Source organism: Amycolatopsis sp. NPDC059657 (genome assembly GCF_042734395.1).
GTDB lineage: Bacteria > Actinomycetota > Actinomycetes > Mycobacteriales > Pseudonocardiaceae > Amycolatopsis.
Genome location: NZ_JBHWEB010000094.1, coordinates 18,376 through 38,042, shown reverse-complemented (window position 1 = coordinate 38,042; position 19,667 = coordinate 18,376). Strand labels below are relative to the sequence as shown.

23 protein-coding genes are annotated in these 19,667 nt (G+C 69.0%); 8 read left to right on the top strand and 15 right to left on the bottom strand.

Annotated features, from left to right (window positions below; all coding sequences use genetic code 11):
- Nucleotides 1–205: 205 nt before the first annotated feature.
- The 3 genes from ACFV15_RS35855 to ACFV15_RS35845 form a co-directional block, all read right to left on the bottom strand.
- Nucleotides 206–613, bottom strand: coding sequence for a DUF3040 domain-containing protein (locus ACFV15_RS35855; protein WP_091290881.1), 408 nt, complete (start codon nucleotides 611–613; stop codon nucleotides 206–208).
- 207 nt (nucleotides 614–820) lie between these two features.
- Nucleotides 821–2,038 (bottom strand): DNA polymerase IV, encoded by a 1,218-nt coding sequence (locus ACFV15_RS35850; protein WP_378356259.1) that lies wholly within the window; start codon nucleotides 2,036–2,038, stop codon nucleotides 821–823.
- 63 nt (nucleotides 2,039–2,101) lie between these two features.
- Nucleotides 2,102–2,836 carry a methyltransferase domain-containing protein gene (locus ACFV15_RS35845; RefSeq protein ID WP_378356253.1) on the bottom strand — a complete coding sequence of 245 codons (735 nt, stop codon included), beginning with the start codon at nucleotides 2,834–2,836 and terminating at the stop codon, nucleotides 2,102–2,104.
- Between the two features lie 137 nt (nucleotides 2,837–2,973).
- Between ACFV15_RS35845 and ACFV15_RS35840 the strand changes: the two genes are divergently transcribed.
- From ACFV15_RS35840 to ACFV15_RS35825, 4 genes are all read left to right on the top strand, one after another.
- A complete protein-coding gene (locus ACFV15_RS35840) occupies nucleotides 2,974–3,825 on the top strand; it encodes a ParA family protein (RefSeq protein ID WP_378356251.1) in 852 nt (283 codons plus the stop codon).
- Nucleotides 3,825–4,634, top strand: a complete 810-nt coding sequence (locus ACFV15_RS35835) for a DNA-formamidopyrimidine glycosylase family protein (RefSeq protein WP_378356249.1) — start codon at nucleotides 3,825–3,827, stop codon at nucleotides 4,632–4,634. The genes ACFV15_RS35840 and ACFV15_RS35835 overlap by 1 nt, the downstream gene beginning before the upstream one ends.
- Nucleotides 4,635–4,955: 321 nt before the next feature.
- Nucleotides 4,956–5,513, top strand: a complete 558-nt coding sequence (locus ACFV15_RS35830) for a GNAT family N-acetyltransferase (protein WP_378356247.1) — start codon at nucleotides 4,956–4,958, stop codon at nucleotides 5,511–5,513.
- Between the two features lie 22 nt (nucleotides 5,514–5,535).
- Complete coding sequence (locus ACFV15_RS35825) at nucleotides 5,536–6,573, top strand: quinone-dependent dihydroorotate dehydrogenase (RefSeq protein ID WP_378356245.1); 1,038 nt, start codon at nucleotides 5,536–5,538, stop codon at nucleotides 6,571–6,573.
- On the opposite strand, the gene atzF is transcribed toward ACFV15_RS35825, so the two are convergent.
- The 9 genes from atzF to rimO all read right to left on the bottom strand — a co-directional run bounded on the left by atzF (nucleotide 6,545) and on the right by rimO (nucleotide 14,798).
- Nucleotides 6,545–8,302: an allophanate hydrolase gene (gene atzF / locus ACFV15_RS35820; protein WP_378356243.1), complete on the bottom strand. Its 1,758-nt coding sequence runs from the start codon at nucleotides 8,300–8,302 to the stop codon at nucleotides 6,545–6,547. The two genes, ACFV15_RS35825 and atzF, sit on opposite strands and share 29 nt — an antisense overlap.
- Before the next feature lie 34 nt (nucleotides 8,303–8,336).
- Entirely contained in the window at nucleotides 8,337–9,047 is a 711-nt protein-coding gene (locus ACFV15_RS35815; RefSeq protein WP_378356241.1) for a GntR family transcriptional regulator, read from the bottom strand.
- Nucleotides 9,048–9,156: 109 nt separating this feature from the next.
- Nucleotides 9,157–9,498, bottom strand: a complete 342-nt coding sequence (locus ACFV15_RS35810) for a hypothetical protein (RefSeq protein WP_378356239.1) — start codon at nucleotides 9,496–9,498, stop codon at nucleotides 9,157–9,159.
- An 80-nt stretch (nucleotides 9,499–9,578) separates the two neighbouring features.
- The gene (locus ACFV15_RS35805; protein ID WP_378356257.1) at nucleotides 9,579–10,544 is read right to left on the bottom strand and encodes a hypothetical protein; all 966 of its coding nucleotides are present in this window, start codon (nucleotides 10,542–10,544) and stop codon (nucleotides 9,579–9,581) included.
- Between the two features lie 33 nt (nucleotides 10,545–10,577).
- Nucleotides 10,578–11,411 (bottom strand): PspA/IM30 family protein, encoded by an 834-nt coding sequence (locus tag ACFV15_RS35800; protein WP_378356237.1) that lies wholly within the window; start codon nucleotides 11,409–11,411, stop codon nucleotides 10,578–10,580.
- Between the two features lie 274 nt (nucleotides 11,412–11,685).
- On the bottom strand, nucleotides 11,686–12,129 hold the full coding sequence (locus tag ACFV15_RS35795) for a helix-turn-helix domain-containing protein (RefSeq protein WP_378356235.1): 444 nt from the start codon (nucleotides 12,127–12,129) through the stop codon (nucleotides 11,686–11,688).
- Nucleotides 12,130–12,229: 100 nt separating this feature from the next.
- Entirely contained in the window at nucleotides 12,230–12,688 is a 459-nt protein-coding gene (locus tag ACFV15_RS35790) for a CinA family protein (RefSeq protein ID WP_378356234.1), read from the bottom strand.
- A 2-nt stretch (nucleotides 12,689–12,690) separates the two neighbouring features.
- Complete coding sequence (gene pgsA, locus ACFV15_RS35785; protein WP_378356232.1) at nucleotides 12,691–13,332, bottom strand: CDP-diacylglycerol--glycerol-3-phosphate 3-phosphatidyltransferase; 642 nt, start codon at nucleotides 13,330–13,332, stop codon at nucleotides 12,691–12,693.
- Nucleotides 13,329–14,798: a 30S ribosomal protein S12 methylthiotransferase RimO gene (gene rimO / locus ACFV15_RS35780; protein ID WP_378356230.1), complete on the bottom strand. Its 1,470-nt coding sequence runs from the start codon at nucleotides 14,796–14,798 to the stop codon at nucleotides 13,329–13,331. The genes pgsA and rimO overlap by 4 nt, the downstream gene beginning before the upstream one ends.
- A 73-nt stretch (nucleotides 14,799–14,871) precedes the next feature.
- Here rimO and ACFV15_RS35775 point away from each other — a divergent pair, with 73 nt between their 5' ends.
- Together ACFV15_RS35775 and ACFV15_RS35770 are read left to right on the top strand one after the other, a co-directional pair.
- Nucleotides 14,872–15,396: an amino-acid N-acetyltransferase gene (locus ACFV15_RS35775; RefSeq protein WP_378356228.1), complete on the top strand. Its 525-nt coding sequence runs from the start codon at nucleotides 14,872–14,874 to the stop codon at nucleotides 15,394–15,396.
- Nucleotides 15,397–15,494: 98 nt separating this feature from the next.
- Nucleotides 15,495–15,917 (top strand): phospholipase, encoded by a 423-nt coding sequence (locus ACFV15_RS35770; RefSeq protein WP_378356226.1) that lies wholly within the window; start codon nucleotides 15,495–15,497, stop codon nucleotides 15,915–15,917.
- Nucleotides 15,918–16,389: 472 nt separating this feature from the next.
- On the opposite strand, the gene ACFV15_RS35765 is transcribed toward ACFV15_RS35770, so the two are convergent.
- Nucleotides 16,390–16,935 (bottom strand): CGNR zinc finger domain-containing protein, encoded by a 546-nt coding sequence (locus ACFV15_RS35765; protein WP_378356225.1) that lies wholly within the window; start codon nucleotides 16,933–16,935, stop codon nucleotides 16,390–16,392.
- Nucleotides 16,936–17,049: 114 nt separating this feature from the next.
- Between ACFV15_RS35765 and ACFV15_RS35760 the strand changes: the two genes are divergently transcribed.
- Nucleotides 17,050–17,910 carry an alpha/beta fold hydrolase gene (locus tag ACFV15_RS35760; RefSeq protein ID WP_378356224.1) on the top strand — a complete coding sequence of 287 codons (861 nt, stop codon included), beginning with the start codon at nucleotides 17,050–17,052 and terminating at the stop codon, nucleotides 17,908–17,910.
- Here the strand turns inward: ACFV15_RS35760 and ACFV15_RS35755 are convergent.
- On the bottom strand, nucleotides 17,904–18,506 hold the full coding sequence (locus ACFV15_RS35755; RefSeq protein ID WP_378356222.1) for a DUF5684 domain-containing protein: 603 nt from the start codon (nucleotides 18,504–18,506) through the stop codon (nucleotides 17,904–17,906). The two genes, ACFV15_RS35760 and ACFV15_RS35755, sit on opposite strands and share 7 nt — an antisense overlap.
- 110 nt (nucleotides 18,507–18,616) lie before the next feature.
- On the opposite strand from ACFV15_RS35755, the gene ACFV15_RS35750 reads away from it, so the two are divergent.
- Nucleotides 18,617–19,252, top strand: a complete 636-nt coding sequence (locus tag ACFV15_RS35750) for a nitroreductase family protein (RefSeq protein WP_378356221.1) — start codon at nucleotides 18,617–18,619, stop codon at nucleotides 19,250–19,252.
- Here ACFV15_RS35750 and ACFV15_RS35745 read toward each other — a convergent pair.
- Complete coding sequence (locus ACFV15_RS35745; RefSeq protein ID WP_378356219.1) at nucleotides 19,249–19,659, bottom strand: hypothetical protein; 411 nt, start codon at nucleotides 19,657–19,659, stop codon at nucleotides 19,249–19,251. The genes ACFV15_RS35750 and ACFV15_RS35745 overlap by 4 nt on opposite strands.
- Between the last annotated feature and the right edge of the window lie 8 nt (nucleotides 19,660–19,667).

Sequence of the window (19,667 nt, the reverse complement as noted above, 5' to 3'; positions counted from 1 at the left end):
GAGGGGGCCTTCGCCGTCTAACCGGGCGTTCGCGCCTCCCCGAAACCCGGGCTTCGGGGAGGCGCGAACGTTGCGAAAGGGGCGTTCACAACGCTCAGTGTCGCGAAAGCGCCGTTCACGACCCTCGCGCTGTCGGGACCCGAGCATGAGGAAGGCCGCGCCCACCAGGTGGACGCGGCTTACCTAGGAAGTCCGGTGAGGGACCCTATTGGTCCTCGAAACGCTGACGGAAACGCTCTTCCATCCGCTGGGTGAAGGAACTCTTACGGGAGCTGCCTCCCGACGGTCGGGACTGCGCCCCGCCGTCTTTGCCGTCCGCTGACTCGGCGCCTTGCCGAATCGACGTGACGGCGAGCATGACCCCGAAGAACATGACCAGGAAGCCGAACACGCTCACGAGCGGGATATCGGCTACCCGGATCGGCACCACGGCCACACCCAGCACCAGTAACGCGACCCCGACGACGAACAGGGCGATGCCCTGGATACGCCGCCTTCGAGCGGGTCGTCGCAACCTGGTGCCACGCACCGTGGACGCGAACTTGGGGTCCTCGGCATAGAGCTCGCGCTCGATTTGATCGAGCAGCCGCTGCTCATGCTCGGAGAGTGGCATCTTTCCTCCTCCGGCACAGCTGTCGCGGGCGCCGGGCCGCGCAACGTCGTGGACCCAACAGACACCCCCTGGCGGGGGGCTACTGTCCAGGATACGAGTCCCGCGCTCAGACGACTACCCGATCTCGCATCATGCCTGCATAGATTTGGGGAAAAACACCGATTCGCCGGTTCAGAGCAGCGACAGAGCGTGGTCGGGCGAGGAAAATCACCCGTCTTGCCGAGAAATCAGTGACGCAGGGCGCACAGCGGCGGCCCCGTACCGCGATCGTGCGGAGTCCGCGGCGACCTCGGCGGCGCGCCAGCGGGGCGCGTCGGACTCGAACAGCAGCTGTTCGCCACCGCCCGCCGAACCGAGTCCATCCACCCGAACGCCGATCAGCCGGACGGCACCCGTCGGCGCGTGCTCGGCGAGCAGCTCGACCGCGGTGCCGTGGATCTCGCGGGCGACGTCGGTGGCCGCGACCAGCGTCCGCGCCCTGGTGATGGTCTTGAAGTCGGCGAAGCGCACCTTGATCGACACGGTCCGGCCGCGGATTCCCTTGGCCCGCAAGGTGCCGCCCACCCGCTCGGCGAGCCGGAGCAGCTCCAGCCCCAGCTCGCCCCGGTCATGTTTGTCCACATCGAACGTGACTTCGGCACCGATCGACTTCTCCGGCGCGTCGGGCACGACCTCCCGGTCGTCGTGTCCGTTCGCGAGCGCGTGGAGATGCTCGCCGACCGCGACCCCCAGCGACCGGCGCAGCCTCGGCAGCGGCGCGGCCGCGACGTCGGCGATCGTGTCCAGGCCCAGCTGCTTGAGGTGCTCACCGGTCCGCTTGCCGACGCCCCAGAGCGCCGAAACGGGCAACGGGTGCAGGAAATCGAGTGTCTCGGCGGCGGGCACGACCACCATTCCGTCCGGTTTGGCCATCCCGCCCGCCAGCTTGGCGACGAACTTGACCTTCGCGACGCCGACCGAGCAGGTGATCCCGTGTTCCTCGGCGACACGGCGCCGGATCTCCGCGCCGATGGCGGCCGGCGTGGTGTTCAAGCGCTTCAGCGCGCCCCGAACGTCCAGAAAGGCCTCATCGAGACTCAGCGGTTCGACCAACGGGGTGAATTCGCGAAAGATCTCCATGACGCCCTGGGAGACCTCGCTGTAGAGCCCCCGCGTCGGCGGGATGTAGACGGCCTGCGGGCACAGCCGTTTCGCCGCGCCGACCGGCATCGCCGAGCGCACCCCGAACTCGCGGGCGTGATAGTTCGCCGAGAGCACCACCGACCGCGGCCCGGCACCCGCGACCACCACCGGCCGATGCGCCAGCTCCGGGCGCGAGCGCAGTTCGACCGACGCGAAGAACGCGTCCATGTCCACATGCAGCAGTCCGCACCCGCTGTCATCCGGCCAGGACGTATCGCCGGTCCCCACCCGGAACCGGCTCACCCCACCGCGTAGATCCCCACTCCTACCCACGGAACGGGACGCTACCCGCGACCACCGACAGTTTCAGGAGGCGCGGCGCGCGAGGGCGTGCAGGCGCGTGGCGACGTCGCGCAGCGGCGGCGTCGAAGCGGCCAGCAGTTCGAACTCGGCCAGCTCTTCCTCACGGGAGCCGCCCGCGATCGCGTCGGAGACGACACCGTCGCCCTGGATCGTCACATCGGTCAACCCGGCACCCGTCAGCAGGGCTTCCAGCCCGGCGACGTCGAACCGGCGCAGCACGGTGTCACGCCCGCCCGGCAGCACGCCGGCGGCGCTCTCCAGCACCTGGCGCGCCTCGGTCAGGCGGCCTGCCAGCGCGCGGTGCAACGCGGTCGCGAACCGGTTGGTGACCAGCACCGAGACCGCACCACCCGGCGCGACCGCCTCGGCCAGCGCCGCGACCACGATCGCCGGGTCGTCGACGACCTCCAGCAGCCCGTGCGCGAGCACGAGGTCGGCCGAGCCAGGGCTGACGTGGCGCGCGAGCGCGTCGGAATCGTCGGCCACCACGGTGATCCGCGAGGACACGCCCTCTTCCTCGGCGCGGCGCTTCAGCGTCGCCAGCGCGTTCGGGTTGGGCTCGACCACGGTGACCAGGCACCCGGCCGAAGCGAACGGCACCGCCCAGCCGCCGCTGCCGCCGCCGACGTCGACCACGAGGGGCTGGTCGACGCCACGCGCGCGGGCGGCCCGCAGTTCGGCCTCGAGCACGCGGCGCACCGCACCCGACCCGCGTGCTGCCACGGTGTCCGTTTTCATAGGCCGCAGCGTAATGGTCACCCATATTTACCCGATCGGGTGGTCACAGCCTGTTCGCGCGGCCCGCACCAGCGCCGACGAGACATTCGGCACCTTGCCCCGCAGCGCGCACCCTCCGAACCCGTAGGCTCTATCGAGTGCACACGGTCGCGGTTCTCAGCCTCAAGGGCGGTGTCGGGAAAACGACGGTCGCGCTAGGTATCGCATCCGCCGCTCTGCGTAGGGGCACCCGCACGTTGGTGGCCGACCTCGACCCGCAGGGCAACGCCACGACCTCGCTCGACCCGCCGTACACCGACGCCACCCTCGCCGACGTGCTGGAGACCCCGCACCGCGCGGTGCTGGAGCGGGCCATCGCGCACAGCGTGTGGAGCGACGAGGTCGACGTGCTGGTCGGCGCCGAGGAACTCCAGCTGCTGAACGAGCCGGAGGCCGACCCTCGCCGTCTCGAGAACCTCTCGCGCGCGCTCGACGAGCTGCACCGCGCGCCGATCCGCGACGAACCGTACGAGCTGGTGATCCTCGACTGCCCGCCGTCGCTGGGCAGGCTGACCCGCTCCGCGCTGGTCGCCGCGGACAGCGCGCTGATCGTCACCGAGCCGACCATCTACGCGGTCACCGGCGCCCAGCGCGCGCTGGAGGCGATCGAGAAGACCCGCGAGGAGAACAACCCCGGCCTGCGCGCGATCGGCGTGCTCGTCAACAAGCTGCGCGTGCGGTCGTACGAGCACCAGTACCGGATCGCCGAGCTGCGCGAGTCCTTCGGCTCGCTGGTGATGCCGACCGGCATTCCCGACCGGCTCGCCGTGCAGCAGGCGCAGGGCGCGTGCAGCCCGATCCACGAGTGGAACTCGCCGGGCGCGCAGGAGATCGCGCTGACGTTCAACATGGTGCTGGCCAAGATCCTGCGCTCGAACCGGGCAGGCAGGCACCGCGTGCGCTCCGATGAGCCGGAAGAGACCACAGAGCCGGCCTCGCAGCCGAGCTGATGCCCGAAGGCGACACCGTCTTCCTGGCAGGGAAGCAACTCGACAAGGCACTCGCCGGCAAGACGCTGACGCGGGGCGAGTTCCGTCATCCCGCCCTCGCCACGGTCGATCTCGCGGGGCGCGGCGTGCTCGGTGTCGGGACCGTCGGCAAGCATCTGCTGACCCGCTTCTCCGGCGACCTGACACTGCACAGCCACCTGAAGATGGACGGCACCTGGCGGATCTACCCGCGCGGCGCGAGCTGGCGCTTCCCCGCGCACCACGCGCGCGTCATCCTGATGACCGAGGACGTGCAGGCCATCGGGTTCCGCCTGCACGACCTGAAGTTGCTGCCCACCAAGGAAGAACACACACTGGTCGGCCATCTCGGCCCCGATCTGCTCGATCCACAGTGGACAGACGAGCACGCCGCGCGCGCGGCGGCCGCGTTACGCGCGAACCCGGCGAGGGAGCTCGGCCTGGCCTTGCTCGACCAGCGGGTCATGGCCGGTATCGGCAACCTGTACAAGGTCGAGATGTGCTTCATACTGGGCGTCACACCCTGGACCCCAGTGTCCGAAGTGGACGCTGACAAGATCGTCGCGCTCGGCCGCAAGCTCCTGCTCGCCAACGCCTGGCGGCACGAGCAGTGCACGACCGGTGACATGGGCCGCGGCCGCCGCAACTGGGTTTACGAACGCACTCGCCAGGGCTGCTTCCGCTGCGGCGGCAGGGTCGTGGTCGCCGACCAAGGTCACGACGTGCGCAAGCGGCCGACCTGGTTCTGCCCCCACTGCCAGGCTGGACCTGCTCCAGGGCACCAAAAATGATGTTGCAGGGCATCGGACTCTTCGCCTAGCTTGGAAGTACACAAGAGAGGAGGTGGTCCTGCGTTGAATACCAAGAGGACTTGTGAGGTGGCTGTCCGCTAGCGGACGCCGCGCGATGGGACTACCAGCGGCCACCCCGTGGCCAGCTTCGCGTGTTGCCTGCTAGCGAATACCAGGCAGTCACCAGGCCCCCGATGCCCCGGGACCCAGTCCGGCCCGGGCCCACGCGGAAACCTTGCCGTGCGGGAAGGGCGTCGGGGGCTTCTTTATTTCCCGGAAAACCCCTCACGAAAATCGGCTTACGTCGCTAGCCTGGGCGGCATGCTCCGTCCGGACTACCCGATCAGCACCGAACGTCTCATCCTCCGGCCGTTCCACGCGGACGACCTCGACGCCCTCAACGCCTTCCAGTCGCGCTCCGACGTGGCGCGCTATCTCTACTGGGGCCCGCGCAGCCGCGCCGAATCCGCCGCCGCGCTCGCCAAGCGCATCCACAGCTCGACGCTGCAGAAGGAAGGCCAGTTCCTGGCCATCGCCGTCGAACTGGCCTCGACCGGGGAACTGATCGGCGACCTGAATCTCGAGTACATCAGCGCGGAACACCGCCAAGGCGAGATCGGCTACGTCTTCCATCCCGACCACCACGGCAAGGGCCTCGCCGCCGAGGCCGTCACCGAGCTGCTGCGGCTGGGCTTCGAGGAGCTCGGGCTGCATCGCATCGTCGGCAGCTGTGACGGTCGCAACATCGCCTCGGCGAACCTGCTCGAACGCATCGGCATGCGCAAAGAGGCCCACCTGCGTGAGAACGAGGTGGTCAAGGGCGTGTGGACCGACGAGATCGTCTACGCGATGCTCGAGGACGAATGGAAGGGTCGCTAGGCAGTAGGGCACGATGGGGGCCGTGCTGTTCGACAAGATCATCCGTCCCGCGCTGTACGGGCTGAGCAAGAACGACCCCGAGCTGGTGCACGAGCGCACCCTCCAAGTGCTGGCCAAGGTCAGCCGGTCGTCGCCCGCGCTCGCCGCGCTGCGCCGCGTCTACCGCACCGAGGCCCCGGTTTCGGTGCTGGGCCTGGACTTCCCCAACCCGGTCGGGCTCGCCGCCGGGATGGACAAGAACGGCCGCGCGCTGCACGCGTGGCCCGCGCTGGGCTTCGGGTTCGTCGAGGTCGGCACCGTGACCGGGCTCGCGCAGCCCGGCAATCCCAAGCCGAGGCTGTACACGCTGCCCGCGACCGACGCGGTGATCAACCGCATGGGCTTCAACAACGAGGGCGCCGAGGCGCTCGCCGCGCGGCTCAAGGCGTTCGGCAAGCCGGACGTCCCGCTCGGGATCAGCATCGGCAAGTCCAAGGTCACGCCGCTCGAAGCGGCGGTCGAGGACTACCGGTCCTCGCTCAAGGCATTGCACCCGTTCGCCGACTACTTCGCGATCAACGTCAGCTCGCCGAACACGCCGGGCCTGCGCGCGCTGCAGGACAAGTCCGCGCTGGCCGAACTGCTCGCCGAGCTGCGCACGACCATGACCGAGCTGGGCAAGCCGGTGCCACTCCTGGTGAAGGTCGCGCCCGACCTCACCGACGAGGCGCTGGCCGAACTGCTCGGCGTCTGCGAAGAGCACCGCGTCGACGGGCTCATCGCCACCAACACCACCCTTTCCCGCGAGGGCCTCGCGCCGTCCGACGCCCACCTCGCCGAGCAGGCGGGCGGGCTTTCCGGCAGGCCGCTGACCTCCCGCGCGCGGGAGGTCGTCGAATTCGTGCACACCGAGACCGGCGGGAAGCTCCCGATCATCGGTGTCGGCGGCATCCTCGACGCCGACGACGCGCGGCGCATGCTCGACGCGGGCGCGAGCCTCATCCAGCTCTACACCGGCTTCGCATTGCACGGCCCCGGCTTGGTCCGCCGGGTCACACGGGGTCTTTCCGGCACGCGATGATCCGCCGCAGGTAAGCGCGCCAGCCGCCGAACGCGGTGATGTCCTTCGCGCCTTCGGCCGCCGACGGGTCGCAGAAGAAGCCGACCGCCTCGGTGCCGTCGTCGAGCAGGATCCGGCCGAGCAGCATCGGCGCGGGCAGGCCCGCGAGGAACTTGCCCAGCGCGGCGGGCGAGAGCAGCCAGCGCTCGCCTTCCAGCGCCGCGCCACCGGCGCCGACGTGCAGGAGGCCCGGTTTCGGCGGTGTCGTCGGCAAGGCCACCATGCGGTACTCCTCCGCCGTCAGCACCTCCTCGGCGAAGCGGGCGCCGAGGTCGACGAGCTGGGAGTTCAACGGCTGCCCGCGCAGGTGCGCGCCGAACACGACGAGGTCGATTCCCTTGTCGGGATAAGGGGTTTCGGCGAGTTCGCCGGTGAACAGCGCGGCGAGGTCGAGCGCGATCTGGTCGTCGAAGGCGCGGGTGAGCACGGTCAGCCCGAACGATCCGCCGTCCGCCGTCCCGGCGGGCACCGCGACGCCGGCCATATCCAGCAGGTTCACGAAGTTCGTGTACGTGCCGAGCCGCTTGTTGACCCCGACCGGGTCCTTCTCGACCTGCGCGAGCGTCGGGTGCTCCGGCACCGTCGGCAGCACGAGCGCGTCCTGCCCGGCGAGCAGCTTCTCCGCCGTCGCCTTGGCCTGGGCGAGCCGTTCCTGGTCGGCCACCAGGTCATGCGCCTTGAGCTCACCGGCGGCCAGAATGATCTTCGCGACCGTCGGGTCGGCGTCGTCGGGATGCTCGCGCAGGAACTCGCCGACAGCGGCGTAGCGCTCGGCGACCAGCGCGCCGTCGTAGAGCAACGTCGCCGCGTCCAGCAACGGCGCGATGTCGACGGTGGTCAGGATCGCCCCCGACGCGCGCAGCGACGCGACGGCCGCCACGAACGCGCGGTGTGCGCTCGGCGAGAGCGGTGCGAGGTTCTTGTCGTCCGGGATCGCGACGCGGGGATGCTCGCCCGCACTCAGGCGGACCGAGTCAGGCCAGGCACGGCTCTGCGGGTCGTCGGCGTCCGGGCCGGTCATCTCGGCGAGCGCGAGCTGCGCCGTGGTGAGCTTGCGGGCGAAGATCGTGACGCAGTCGTACGACCGCGCCGCGGGCACCACACCGGTCTTCGGCACCAGCCCGAGCGTCGGCTTGAGCCCGACGATCCCGTTGAACGCGGCAGGCACGCGCCCGGAGCCCGCGGTGTCGGTGCCGATCGCGATGTCGACGAGTTCCAGCGCGACCGCGACGGCCGAGCCCGAGCTCGACCCGCCGCTGACCTTGAGCGGGTCCTTGGCGCCGCGCACCGCGCCGTACGGGCTGCGTGAGCCGACCAGCCCGGTGGCGAACTGGTCCAGGTTCGTCTTGCCGAGCACGACGGCGCCCGCCTGCGTCAGCCGCCGCACCGCCGTCGCACTCACCTCGGGGGTGTACGCGAACGCCGGGCACCCGGCCGTCGTCGGCAGGCCCGCGACGTCCACATTGTCCTTCACCGCGAGGAGAAGCCCGGCCAGCGGCGGCCGCTCCCCCGCCCGCACCCGCTCGTCGACGGCCTTGGCGTCGACGAGCACGTCTTCGGCGGAACGCAGGGTGATCCAGACTTCGGGCCGGTCGACCTCGGCGATCCGGTCGAACGCGGCCATCACCCGCTGGACGGCGCTCGCGGGGGTCGGCGGGACGTACTCGGGTTCCGGCGGGAGCGTGGTCATGGTGCGTCCTTTCCTCGGCGGGCGGGCGGTTCCCTCAAGAAAGTCCACTGTGGAGCGCCAGTTGGGTCAGAGCGCGCTCCGCGCGACTGAGAACCACCGAGAGCGAACCGCCGACATGGGCGAACAACGCGTCGTAAGCGCGCTCCAGTTCGCCGTCGCGGATCGCTTGGAGGATCTCCAGATGTTCGTCGATGGTCTCGGAAATCCGTTCCGCGGTAAGGAAGTCGTACATCCGGACCCGCCGGATCTTCTGGTTCACCGCGATCAGCGCGTCGGTCAGCGCGGGATTGCCCGACGCGGCCGAAAGGGTGACGTGGAACTGCTCGTCGTGCACGACGAACTGCGGGTCCGGCAGGGGCGGATCCGCGCGGAAAGCCTGCCACCGCGCCAGCTCGGCGTCGATGATCGTCAGGTCATGCCACGTCGCCGGGTCCTCGATGGCCCGTGCGATCCCCCTGAGTTCCAAGGTCACGCGAAGCTCGTAGAGATCCTTGAGCTCGGCGAGATTGGGTGTGGTGACATAAAAGCCGTTGTCCCGGCGCTCGATCAGGCCGTCGGTCGCCAGCCGGGCGAGCGCTTCACGGACAGGCGTCCTCGAGACGCCGTAGCGCTGCGCGAGCCGCTCTTCCCCGAGGCGCACGCGCGGCTTCACGAGCCCGCCCATGACCTCCTCGCGCAGCTGGAGGTATACCTCGGCGGCCCGTGACTTAGCCGTATCCGGCGTTGTATACAGCCCTGCATTCACAGTGACCAGGGTAAACGCCCCGCGTTGCGGCGAACACAGGTTTTGCGTTACGTAGGTGTTTCGGTGCCGGTACGGCTACAGGTCGTGACCGCCCGGATGTTGCGCGGCTTCAGCGCAGCAACTGACGGAGCACGGTCTCGTACTCGACGAGGTCGAACTCGATCGCCGGGAGTGCGGCGTAGTCCGGTGACGGGCCGAGCACCGGCTCGCTCTCGGACTCCCAGGCGAAGTCGGTCCATCTGACCGTGTCCCTGTCATAGGTCACGCGGACAGCCAGTACGCCGCATCCGAAGTCGCCGCACAGCGAGCAGGTGTACAGCGGCACCCTTCCAGAGGGCAGCTCATTGTCCTGATCAGACCGTCCGAGCAAGGCACGCAAGTCGTCGGGATCGCGCGTGACGATGAAGCCATTGCCGCTGGGAGTCAGGCCTGCACATTCGAACCGGGACATCAACCGGGCCATGGGAAAGCCGTCGACGTACCAATCATCCAAGGCCGGATCGGCTATCGAGCGGCCGACGGACAGCAGGTTCAGGAAAGCTCACGCAGTGCGATCGCGAGTCCGGCCAGATGGTCGGTGGCGTTGGTGAGCGCTTCCTTGGAGACGCCCATGCCGCCGCCGCTCGCGGCGACCGCGTGCCCGGCCGCGGCGACGAGCGCGCCGTAGCCCTCGAGACCGTCGTCGAGCTGATCGGTCAGCGATCGGATGGCGGAGTCCAACGCGGCGCGTTCGCCTGCCGGAGCGGCGTTGCGGGCCCGTTCGATGGCCTGGATGCGGCCTGCCAGCCCACGCAGCGCGGCGGCGGCCTCGTTCGCGGTGTTGCGGGCGTCGGCGACGGAGATCTCGGGGATCGCGGTGGTGCCGACGGAGGTCGGGATGGAGAGCTGGCGGAGCAGTTCCGTCAGCGAGGCCTCGGACTCGGCGAGCCGTTCCATCGGGATACGGGCGGCCGAGGAGGCGGACGGCAACGGCGGCGGGGTGCTGCTCGCCGGGAGCTGGGTCTTGCCGAGCTGGCGCAGCCGCAGTCCCGAACGGACGCCGAGGGTGCCGGTGATGATCACGCCGGCGATGCCGGCGACGGCCTGCGCCATGTCGCCCGCCGGGTTGCCGATCAGGCCGGTGCCGGTGACGAGCGCGTAGAGGCCACAGAGGACGGTCAGCATGAACCAGAACGTCATGGCCCGCGACGCGCGACGCTTACGCCGCTGGAGTTTCGACTCGGGGGCATTCCACTGTGTCCACTTGGCGCGGGCTTCCGCGACGACCGGGATTTCCGCGGGCACCTTCAGCTGCGGGAGCCGCACCGGTGGCATCTTCATCGGCGGCCGCGAAGCCGCAGGCCTGCCGGGAGAAGAAGGCCGGTTGGCGCCTTCCTCTCCCGGCGGGAAGTACTTCTGCAGCTTCTCCTGGGCGCGCTGCGCGTAGTCGGGCAGTCGTTCGATGTGCTTCTCCAGCTTGGCGTTGAACTCGCTGAAATCCCGCTTGCCCGAACTCATGCTCACGCGCCCCCTAGCGATGGCCTGGACCAACTAGTTCTTCTGCTGCTCCTGCTGCACCCGCGCCTGGATCTCGCGCTGGATGTCGGCACCCGAGGCCGCGGGCTTCGCGGCGGCGGTGCCACCGGTGACCTGCGCGACCGAGTCGCCCTTCATGGACGCGCGGATCTGCTCGAGACGCGAGTGGCCTGCCAGCTGCGTGGTCGAGTGCTGGACTTCCAGCATCCGGCCCTGCACCGAGTTCTGCGCGAGCTCGGCGGAGCCCAGCGCGGTGGCGTAGCGCTTCTCGATCTTGTCGCGGACCTCGTCCAGCGACGGGGTGTTACCCGGCGCGGCGAGCTCGGACATCGAGTTGAGCGAAGCCGAGACCTTCTCCTGCATCTTGGCCTGCTCCAGCTGCGAGAGCAGCTTGGTGCGCTCGGCCAGCTTCTGCTGGAGCGTGGTCGCGTTGCGCTCGACGGCCTTCTTCGCCTGCTCGGCGGCACCCAGCGACTGGTCGTGCAGGGTCTTGAGGTCCTCGATGTTCTGCTCGGCGGTGACGAGCTGCGCGGCGAACCCCTCCGCCGCGTTCTCGAACTCACTCGCCTTCTGCTCGTCGCCCTTGGCGCGCGCCTCGTCGGCGAGCACCAGCGCCTGGCGGGTCGAAGCCTGCAGCTTCTCCACGTCGCCGAGCTGGCGGTTGAGCTTCATCTCCAGCTGACGCTGGTTGCCGATCACCGCTGCGGCCTGCTGGGAGAGCGCCTGGTGGTTACGCTGCGCCTCCTCGATGGCCTGCTGGATCTGTACCTTCGGGTCAGCGTGCTCGTCGATCTTCGACGAGAACGCCGCCATCATGTACTTCCAGAACTTCACGAAAGGGTTGGCCATCTCCTCCGCCTGCCTTCTTGCGTCCCACTGGCTCGAATACCCGATGGTGGGGCGTGTCTCCCCCTGCCACCGCGCCGCGCTGAGCGGCGCTGGTTACAGGAGTAGAACGTCCCGACCCCGGCGTTGAGTTCCATCGTGTCAGGTTGCCGTTGAGCCTTCCAGGCGACCCCGGGAGAATTCAGGGTGGACCCTGATCGTGATAGGCGTGAAACAACAGCGGCCCCGGGGTCGTAACCCCGGGGCCGCTTTGCTCACTGAAGAGATCGAAGTGCTCTCACGCCGCGATGATCGAAGCCATCTTCGGCGCGCTGATCGTGGTCCGCAACGTCGGGCTCATCCTCGGCGGCCCGGAAAGCCGCAGGTCGGCGAGGTCGTTGCCGATCATGCCGGGTACCAGGCTGCCACCTTCGAGCGCACCGCTGGCGGCCTTGGGAGCCTCCTTGGCCGCGGCGCGTTCCTCGACGGGGACGACCTCGACGTTGTCCAGCGCGGACACGTCGGCCGCCACGTTGTGCAACAGCTCACCCAAAGGCAGTTCGAGCGCCTCACAGATCGAAGCCAGCAGCTCGCTGGACGCTTCCTTCTGCCCCCGTTCGACCTCGGAGAGATATCCGAGGCTGACCCTGGCGGCGCGGGAGATGTCGCGCAGCGTTCGACGCTGGTTGGTGCGGGCATGACGGAGCCGATCACCGATCGCCTCACGCAACAGCACGGTCATCACGCGCCTCCCTTCCCGGTCTACTAGTCACCACGTTACCCAGAGCAGACGGGTAAACGCAGGGTTTGACACGTCCGTACGCCAAGGGCGAACGCTTGGATCAAGCTAGATGTTCCCCGAGCAGGTCGAGCGCCGCACGCACGGATGCCACCCGGATGGCTGAGCGATCGCCGTTAAGCCGCAGCTCACGGACCAGGTTGACGGGACCGGCCAGTCCAACGTAGACCGTGCCGGGGCTCACACCGTCCTGCGGATCCGGCCCGGCGACCCCGGTCAAACCGAGACCCCAAACAGCACGACAGCGTAACCGCGCGCCGTCCGCCAGCTGGGCGGCGACCTCCGGATGCACCGCGCCGTGCTCGGCGAGCAGGTCCCGATCGACGCCGGCCAGCTCCGCCTTGAGCTCCGTCGCGTAGACGATCAGGCCGCCGCGCACCGCCCGGCTGGAACCCGGCACATCGGTCAGCGCGGCACAAACCAGGCCCGCCGTGAGCGATTCGGCCGTGGCGACCGTCTCGCCCCGCTCGACGAGCCGGGCGATCACCTCCGCCGCGTCCATCGTCAGGAGCCCGCTCCGGCCCGCTGGCCCGCCGCGCGGAGCTTGACCGCGCGGAAGACGTAGTCCAGCCCGGTGACGACGGTGAGGAGCAGCGCGAGGCCCATCAGCGCCCAGCGCACGATCTCGGCCGACGCGGGCAGCGGCAGCAGGTAGGCGGTGATCGCGGCGACCTGGGCCAGTGTCTTCGCCTTGCCGCCCCGGCTGGCCGGGATCACGCCGTGCTTGATCACCCAGAAGCGCAGGAGTGTCACGCCGACCTCGCGGACGGCGATCACGATCGTCACCCACCAGCCGAGCTCGCCGAGCACGCTCAGTCCGACCAGCGCGGCACCGATCAGCGCCTTGTCCGCGATCGGGTCGGCGATCTTGCCGAAGTCGGTGATCAGGCCGTACTTGCGGGCCACCCAGCCGTCGACCTGGTCGGTGAACGAGGCGATGGCGAACAGCGCGGTGGCGACGGCCCGCCAGAAGGTGTCGGTGCCGTCGCCGTTGAACAGCGCGACGACGAACAGCGGGACCAGCACGAGCCTGGACATGGTCAGCAGGTTCGCGAGGTTGAGCGTCGGGACGGGGGTCGGCTCCGGCACCGAGGCAGGCTGGGCTTCGCGGGCGTCGCCGCCCGCGTCGCTGGGCGCCGCACTCATTTTTCCGAGTCCACGAACGCGGTGGTCGCCGCCGCGGGCGCCGTCACGTCGCCATGCGGGATCGGCCGCACGATCAGGTCGACGCCCTCGGAGTCGACCACTTCGCAGCGCACGAACTGCCCGACTTCCAGGTCCTCCGACTCGATGACGACACACTCGCCGTCGACCTCGGGCGCCTGGTGCGCCGCGCGGCCGATCGGGTCGTCGTCATCGACGTTTTCGATCAGCACGTCGACCATCGTGCCAATGCGGTCCTCGGCGCGCTGGGTGGTGAGCTCCTCGACGAGCGCCGAGATGCGCGAGACCCGCTCGGTGACCACGTCGGGGTCGAGCTTGCCGTCGAAGGTCTCGGCCTCGGTGCCGTCCTCGTCGGAGTAGCCGAACACGCCGACCGCGTCGAGCCGGGCGCCGGTCAGGAACCGCTCCAGCTCGGCCAGGTCGTCCTCGGTCTCGCCGGGGAAGCCGACGATCACGTTGGTGCGGATGCCCGCTTCCGGCGAGAACTCCCGGATCTGCTCGGTGAGCGCGAGGAAGGAGTCCGTCGAGCCGAACCGGCGCATGCGGCGCAGCACGGTCTCGCTGGAGTGCTGGAACGACAGGTCGAAGTAGTCGGCGACGCCGGGTGTGGTCGCGATGGCCTTCACCAGGCCGGGCCGCGTTTCGGCGGGCTGCAGGTAGGAGACGCGGACGCGCTCGATGCCCTCGACGGCGGCCAGGCGCGGGATCAGCAGCTCGAGCGCGCGTGCGCCGTCGCGGCCGAAGTCCTTGCCGTAGGAGGTCGAGTTCTCGCTGACCAGGAAGACCTCTTTGACGCCGTTCTGGGCGAGCCACATGGCCTCGGCGACGATCTCGTCCGGCTGGCGCGAGACGAACGAGCCGCGGAAGGACGGGATGGCGCAGAACGAGCAGCGCCGGTCGCAGCCAGAGGCGATTTTCAGCGCGGCGACCGGCGCGTTGTCCAGCCGGGTCCGCAGCACACGCGGGCCCCAGCCGTGCTGTGCGTGACCGGGCACCTCGACCTCTTCGCTCGCGCTCTGGCGCTGCACCGGGCTGATCGGCAGCAGCTTGCGGCGGTCCGAAGGCGTGTGCGAGGCGACCGTGCGCCCGGCGACGATGTCGTCGAGCCGGTCGGAGAGGTCGGCGTAGTGGTCGAACCCGAGCACGGCGTCGGCCTCGGGCAGGCTGTCGGCGAGCTCGTTGCCGTAGCGCTCGGCCATGCAGCCGACCGCGACGACCTTGGCGCCGGTGTCGGAGGCGGCGAGCAGCGTGTCGACCGAGTCCTTCTTGGCCGACTCGACGAAACCGCAGGTGTTGACCACCACGACGTCGGACTCTTCCGGCTCGGCAGCGAGTTCCCAACCGCCGGCGGCCAGGCGGCCGGCGAGCTCCTCGGAATCGACCTCGTTACGGGCACAGCCCAGGGTCAGCAAGGAGACGCGGCGATTACCGGTGGTGGGAGAAGGCACGTGGCTTAGCGTAGCTGGCGCCCTTCGCGCTCCCCCGATCACTCGTGTCCGCGGCGTCGCTAAGTTGACATGTGTGTCCTCCGACGTGTCCTCCGAAGCAGACAAGCTGACCGTTCGCCGCGCCCGGATCGCGGACGTGCGCAAGATCAAGACGCTCGTCGACTCCGACGCCGGCCGCGTGCTGCTGGAAAAAGAGCTGGTCACGCTGTATGAGGACATGCAGGAGTTCTGGGTGGCCGAGTCCGAGGGCGAGGTGCTCGGCTGCGGCGCGCTCCACGTGCTCTGGGAGGACCTCGCCGAGATCCGCACGATCGTGGTCGACAAGGCGGCCAGGGGACGTGGCATCGGTCACGCGCTCGTCAAGCAGCTCGTCGGGCTGGCCATCGAGCTCGGGCTGCAGCGCGTGTTCGTCCTCACCTTCGAGACCCGCTTCTTCGCCAGGCACGGGTTCGTCGAGATCGAAGGCACGCCGGTACCCCAAGAGGTCTACGAGGAGATGCGCCGTTCGGTGGACACCGGCGTCGCCGAGTTCCTCGACCTGCCCTACGTCAAGCCGAACACGCTGGGCAATTCGCGCATGTTGCTCGAACTTCCCTGATGCTTCATCAAGTCGTCCACCCTTCAGCGGTGGTGATCCACGCCATAAAACCCGATGCTGTGCTGGCTTGAAATTCGCCGACCAGCTTGGGGACCCGAATGCGCAAGACCCTCCGCTCGTTCATCGCCACCATCGCCGTCGCCGCCACCGTCCTGCTCGGTGCGGGCACGGCGCAGGCAGTCGACCTTCCCGCCGTCACCGACACCTACATCTTCAACACCTCCCTCGGTAACTTCCAGACGATCCGGGCGCAGCGGCCCTACGACGGCCAGCTCGACTGGTCTTCCGACGGCTGCTCCTGGTCCCCGGACAAGCCGCTGGGCTGGGAGTTCGTCAAGGGCTGCTACCGCCACGACTTCGGCTACCGCAACTACAAGAAGCAGGGCCGCTGGAACGAGACCAACCGCAAGCGGATCGACGACAAGCTCTACTCGGACCTCCTGAGCCTTTGCGGCAGCAACGTGGTCTGCAAGGGCACGGCCTGGACCTACTACCAGGCCGTCCGCAAGTTCGGTAACTGACGCGACCGTTCCTCCCTGTTCTCCGCGGGGCCGCTCCGAGCGTTCGAAGCGGCCCCGCGGCCCAGCCCAACGCGCATACCCATTCCAAGGGGTTTGAGCGGCTTCCGACGCACGCGGGCATAGCGAACGGGACGTTCCACAACGGGTCAACGTTGCGAACGAGACGTTCACAACGCTCAAGGTTGCGAACGCGGCGCCGACAACCCGCGAGGTCAGCCCCGACCTGAGGAACGGCCCGCGGCCCAACCCCGGCCCAAGGACCGGCCCACAGCCAGCCCAAGTCGAGGAAGCGCCCGCAGCCCGATCCCGACCGCTCTGCGCGAGCAGGCCGCAGTCCAGCCTGAGCCGCTCAAAGCCCACCCCAGGCTGCGGCGCCCACCATGAAGCCGCTCAGTACCAGTCCCGAGCCCTTCAGTGCCCACACTGAAGGGCCCAGTGCCTACCTGGCCGTTGAGTGCCCACCGCGGGCCGCTCAGTCGTGCTTGCTCCGTGCCGCGTGCCGCGCGACCCGCGCCCGGTTGCCGCACAGGTTCGGCGTGCACCACTGCCGCCGGGAGTTCGTGGCCACGAACAGCATCGAGCAGTCCTCCGCCGCGCAGCGCCTCAGCTGCGACGCGTGCGGACCGGTGACGAGCTCGATCGCCGAGCGCGCGACGGCCGCCAGCGCGGCGTCACCGCCCTGGTCGTAGTGCCAGCGGATCTCTCGCGAGAAGGCGATGTCCATCCGCAGGCTGGTCGGCACGGCCGCGGCCGCGGCGTTGACATCCTCCACCGCCCACGGCTCCGGATGCTCGCCGCGCACCCGCGCGTCAAGGAGCGCGCGCACCGCGGACCGCAGCCGCCGCGTGGCGCCCGCCGCCGGCGCCGAAGTGCCCTCCGGCAACTGCCCGGCGTGCAGTTCCCAGAACTTCTCGTTCTCCTCTTCGGTGGCCAGCAGATCCACCTTGGGTGAGACCGCGAGCAGCTCCGTGTCCGCGAGATCCACCGCCAAACCCTCGCCGACGACCGTGAACTCCATACTCCGACACTAACATCTCCCGCCACCTCCATGCATTAGCACTGGGCCTTCCCCTGCGCTCGACTTCAGTGTACTAATGGATGTGAGCACGTTGCAACCATTAGGAGAGACGCGATGTCCAAGCACCCGATCGCCCACCGTCGCATCCAGGCCGGCCCTGCCGAGGTCTTCTACCGCGAAGCCGGCGACCCGTCCGCGCCCACGTTGCTGCTCCTGCACGGTTTCCCCACGTCGTCGCACCAGTACGTGGGCCTGATGCGGGAGCTCGCGGGGCATTGGCATCTCGTCGCACCCGATCTCCCTGGATTCGGGCAGACGGAGACCGAGGAGGGTTTCGAGTTCACCTTCGAAGCGCTCGCGAGCGTGCTGGGCGACTTCGTCGACGCGCTCGGGCTCAGCAGCTACGCGCTGTACGTCTTCGATTTCGGCGCACCTGCCGGGCTACGGCTCGCGGCGCGGCGTCCACAGCAGATCACCGCGTTGATCACGCAGAACGGCAACGCCTATGTGGAGGGCTTCGGCCCGGCCATGCCGGACTTCGCGAACCAGGGCTCCCGAGCGGAAGTCCAATCAGGACTGGAGGAGATGCTCTCCCCGGAGAGCATCCGGTGGCAGTACTACGAAGGAGTGCGGAACCCGGAGGCGATCGATCCCGGGAGCTATCAGCTCGACCGGTTCTATCTCGAACAGCCGGGGCGCGCGGCGGCACAGGCGGATCTGTTGTGGGACTACCGGAACAACCCGCCCGCGTACCCCGAGATCCACCGGTGGCTGCGGGAGTCGCAGCCACCGGTGCTCGCGGTCTGGGGTCGTAACGACCCCTTCTTCATTCCGGCGGGTGCCGAGGCGTTCACACGCGATGCGCCATCAGCGCAGGTACATCTGCTCGACACCGGCCATTTCGCACTGGAGGAGGAACTCGCCACGATCAGCGAACTCGTCGACAGGTTCCTGCGCGAAAACGTCGATCAGTAACCGGCGGGCGGCTGGCCGGGCTGGCCGTACCCCTGCTGACCCTGCTGACCGTAACCGGCCTGGCCCTGCTGGCCGGGCTGCTGGCCGTAACCGGGCTGACCGTAGGCCTGCTGGCCCGGCTGCGCGTAGCCCTGCTGGCCGGGCTGGCCGTAGGCGGGCTGGCCGTAGCCGCCACCGGGGTTGCCGTAGCCGCCACCCTGGTTCTGCGGGATCCCGCCGGGGCCGATGTACTGCGCGCTGCCGAAGGCGAGCATCGGCATGCCGACGAAGGGGAACAGGATCAGGCCGAAGATGGCGAATACGGTGTCCTTGCCGAACGACTTCGCGACGTCGAGCATGACGATGATCGCGATCACGAGGTTGACGAACGGGACGATGTACAGGACCAGCCACCAGCCGGGACGCCCGGCGATCTTCAGCATGATGTAGGTGTTGTAGAACGGGATGAGCACGGCCCAGCCCGGCTGACCGGCCTTGGCGAAGACCTTCCAGCCCACAAAAATGAAGAAGACACTGACGGCGAGCGAGAACAGCGAAACGCCGATCAGGGCACCCCAGTTGACCTCGGTGACCGTTCGATATTCGTACGTGCCCACTACGGACCTTCCCCTCAACGTGTAAAGACGGGGAGACCATAGTGGACTGTCGCGGCATCTGTCCGGCGGTACGGTCAATCGATACCAGCGGATCTGCGGAAGGCGCGGCGATGGACACGGACCACCTGCTCAGCACCACTCGCGCGGTGCGGCGCAAGCTCGATCTCGACCGCCCGGTCGAGCCGGAGGTGATCGCGGACTGTCTCCGTCTCGCGACGCAGGCGCCGACTCCTGGCAACGTGCAGAACTGGCGTTGGCTGGTCGTTCGCGACCAGTCGGTGAAGAACGAGCTGGGCAAGCTGTTCCGCGAGGTCGGCGAACCCTATTTGGACTCGAAGCTCGCCGAAGCGGGCCCGGCCGCCGAGTCGGGCCCGGTGAAGCGGGCGATGGCATCCGGCCGGTTCCTCATCGACAACATCGAACGGGTCCCGGTCTTCGTCATCCCGTGCCTGCGGGGACGGCCGCAGGGTGGCAACGGTGAACTCGCCGCCTTCTACGGCGGCATCTTCCCCGCGGTGTGGAACTTCCAGCTCGCGCTGCGGTCGCGCGGGCTCGGCTCGACGCTGACCACCTACACCCTGGTCCGCGAGGCCGAAGCGGCGAAGATCCTCGGCATCCCGGAGAACGTCACTCAGGTCGGGCTGCTCCCGGTCGCGTACACCACGGTGCCCGACTTCAAGCCCGCCGCCCGCACACCGATCGAGGAGATCGCCTATCTCGATCACTGGGACAACGCGTTGAGCTAGCTCTTGGTGACCACGAGCGTCACATGGTCGGCAGGCTGCGCGACGCTCGTGAGCGCCACGCGGAAGCCTTCGTAGATCGTCGGCTTGGCGAAGCCGGCGTTCGAATGCAGCTCGACCGTGGTGCGGGCGCCGGTGCTCGGCCGGACCAAGGACACGGTGACGGCCGCGTCGCCCTCCCAGACACACAGGACCTTGGGCGGGCAGCGCGAGTCGGCCACCGAGTCGAAGCCGACGCGCAGGTCCGCGCCTTGGACGGCCACGGACTCACCGATCCGCAGGGTCAGTTCGGCGCCCAGCCGCGCCTGCGCCGCGGAGTCCGCGGGCGCCGGTGCCTGCGCGCTCGGCCCGCACACCAGCCCGAGCGCGCTACATGCCGCGAGGATCCACTCTTTCCAGCTCACAGTCACCAGACGGA

Excerpts from the sequence above, each read along its gene's own strand:
- ACFV15_RS35765 (WP_378356225.1), bottom strand. The coding sequence starts at position 16,935 with ATGGAGTTCACGGTCGTCGGCGAGGGTTTGGCGGTGGATCTCGCGGAC.
- pgsA (WP_378356232.1), bottom strand. The coding sequence starts at position 13,332 with ATGAGTGCGGCGCCCAGCGACGCGGGCGGCGACGCCCGCGAAGCCCAG.
- ACFV15_RS35770 (WP_378356226.1), top strand. The coding sequence starts at position 15,495 with ATGCGCAAGACCCTCCGCTCGTTCATCGCCACCATCGCCGTCGCCGCC.
- ACFV15_RS35845 (WP_378356253.1), bottom strand. The coding sequence starts at position 2,836 with ATGAAAACGGACACCGTGGCAGCACGCGGGTCGGGTGCGGTGCGCCGC.
- ACFV15_RS35810 (WP_378356239.1), bottom strand. The coding sequence starts at position 9,498 with ATGTCCCGGTTCGAATGTGCAGGCCTGACTCCCAGCGGCAATGGCTTC.
- ACFV15_RS35805 (WP_378356257.1), bottom strand. The coding sequence starts at position 10,544 with ATGAGTTCGGGCAAGCGGGATTTCAGCGAGTTCAACGCCAAGCTGGAG.
- ACFV15_RS35760 (WP_378356224.1), top strand. The coding sequence starts at position 17,050 with ATGTCCAAGCACCCGATCGCCCACCGTCGCATCCAGGCCGGCCCTGCC.
- ACFV15_RS35855 (WP_091290881.1), bottom strand. The coding sequence starts at position 613 with ATGCCACTCTCCGAGCATGAGCAGCGGCTGCTCGATCAAATCGAGCGC.
- ACFV15_RS35750 (WP_378356221.1), top strand. The coding sequence starts at position 18,617 with ATGGACACGGACCACCTGCTCAGCACCACTCGCGCGGTGCGGCGCAAG.
- ACFV15_RS35835 (WP_378356249.1), top strand. The coding sequence starts at position 3,825 with ATGCCCGAAGGCGACACCGTCTTCCTGGCAGGGAAGCAACTCGACAAG.
- atzF (WP_378356243.1), bottom strand. The coding sequence starts at position 8,302 with ATGACCACGCTCCCGCCGGAACCCGAGTACGTCCCGCCGACCCCCGCG.
- ACFV15_RS35790 (WP_378356234.1), bottom strand. The coding sequence starts at position 12,688 with ATGGACGCGGCGGAGGTGATCGCCCGGCTCGTCGAGCGGGGCGAGACG.
- ACFV15_RS35795 (WP_378356235.1), bottom strand. The coding sequence starts at position 12,129 with ATGACCGTGCTGTTGCGTGAGGCGATCGGTGATCGGCTCCGTCATGCC.
- ACFV15_RS35830 (WP_378356247.1), top strand. The coding sequence starts at position 4,956 with ATGCTCCGTCCGGACTACCCGATCAGCACCGAACGTCTCATCCTCCGG.
- ACFV15_RS35800 (WP_378356237.1), bottom strand. The coding sequence starts at position 11,411 with ATGGCCAACCCTTTCGTGAAGTTCTGGAAGTACATGATGGCGGCGTTC.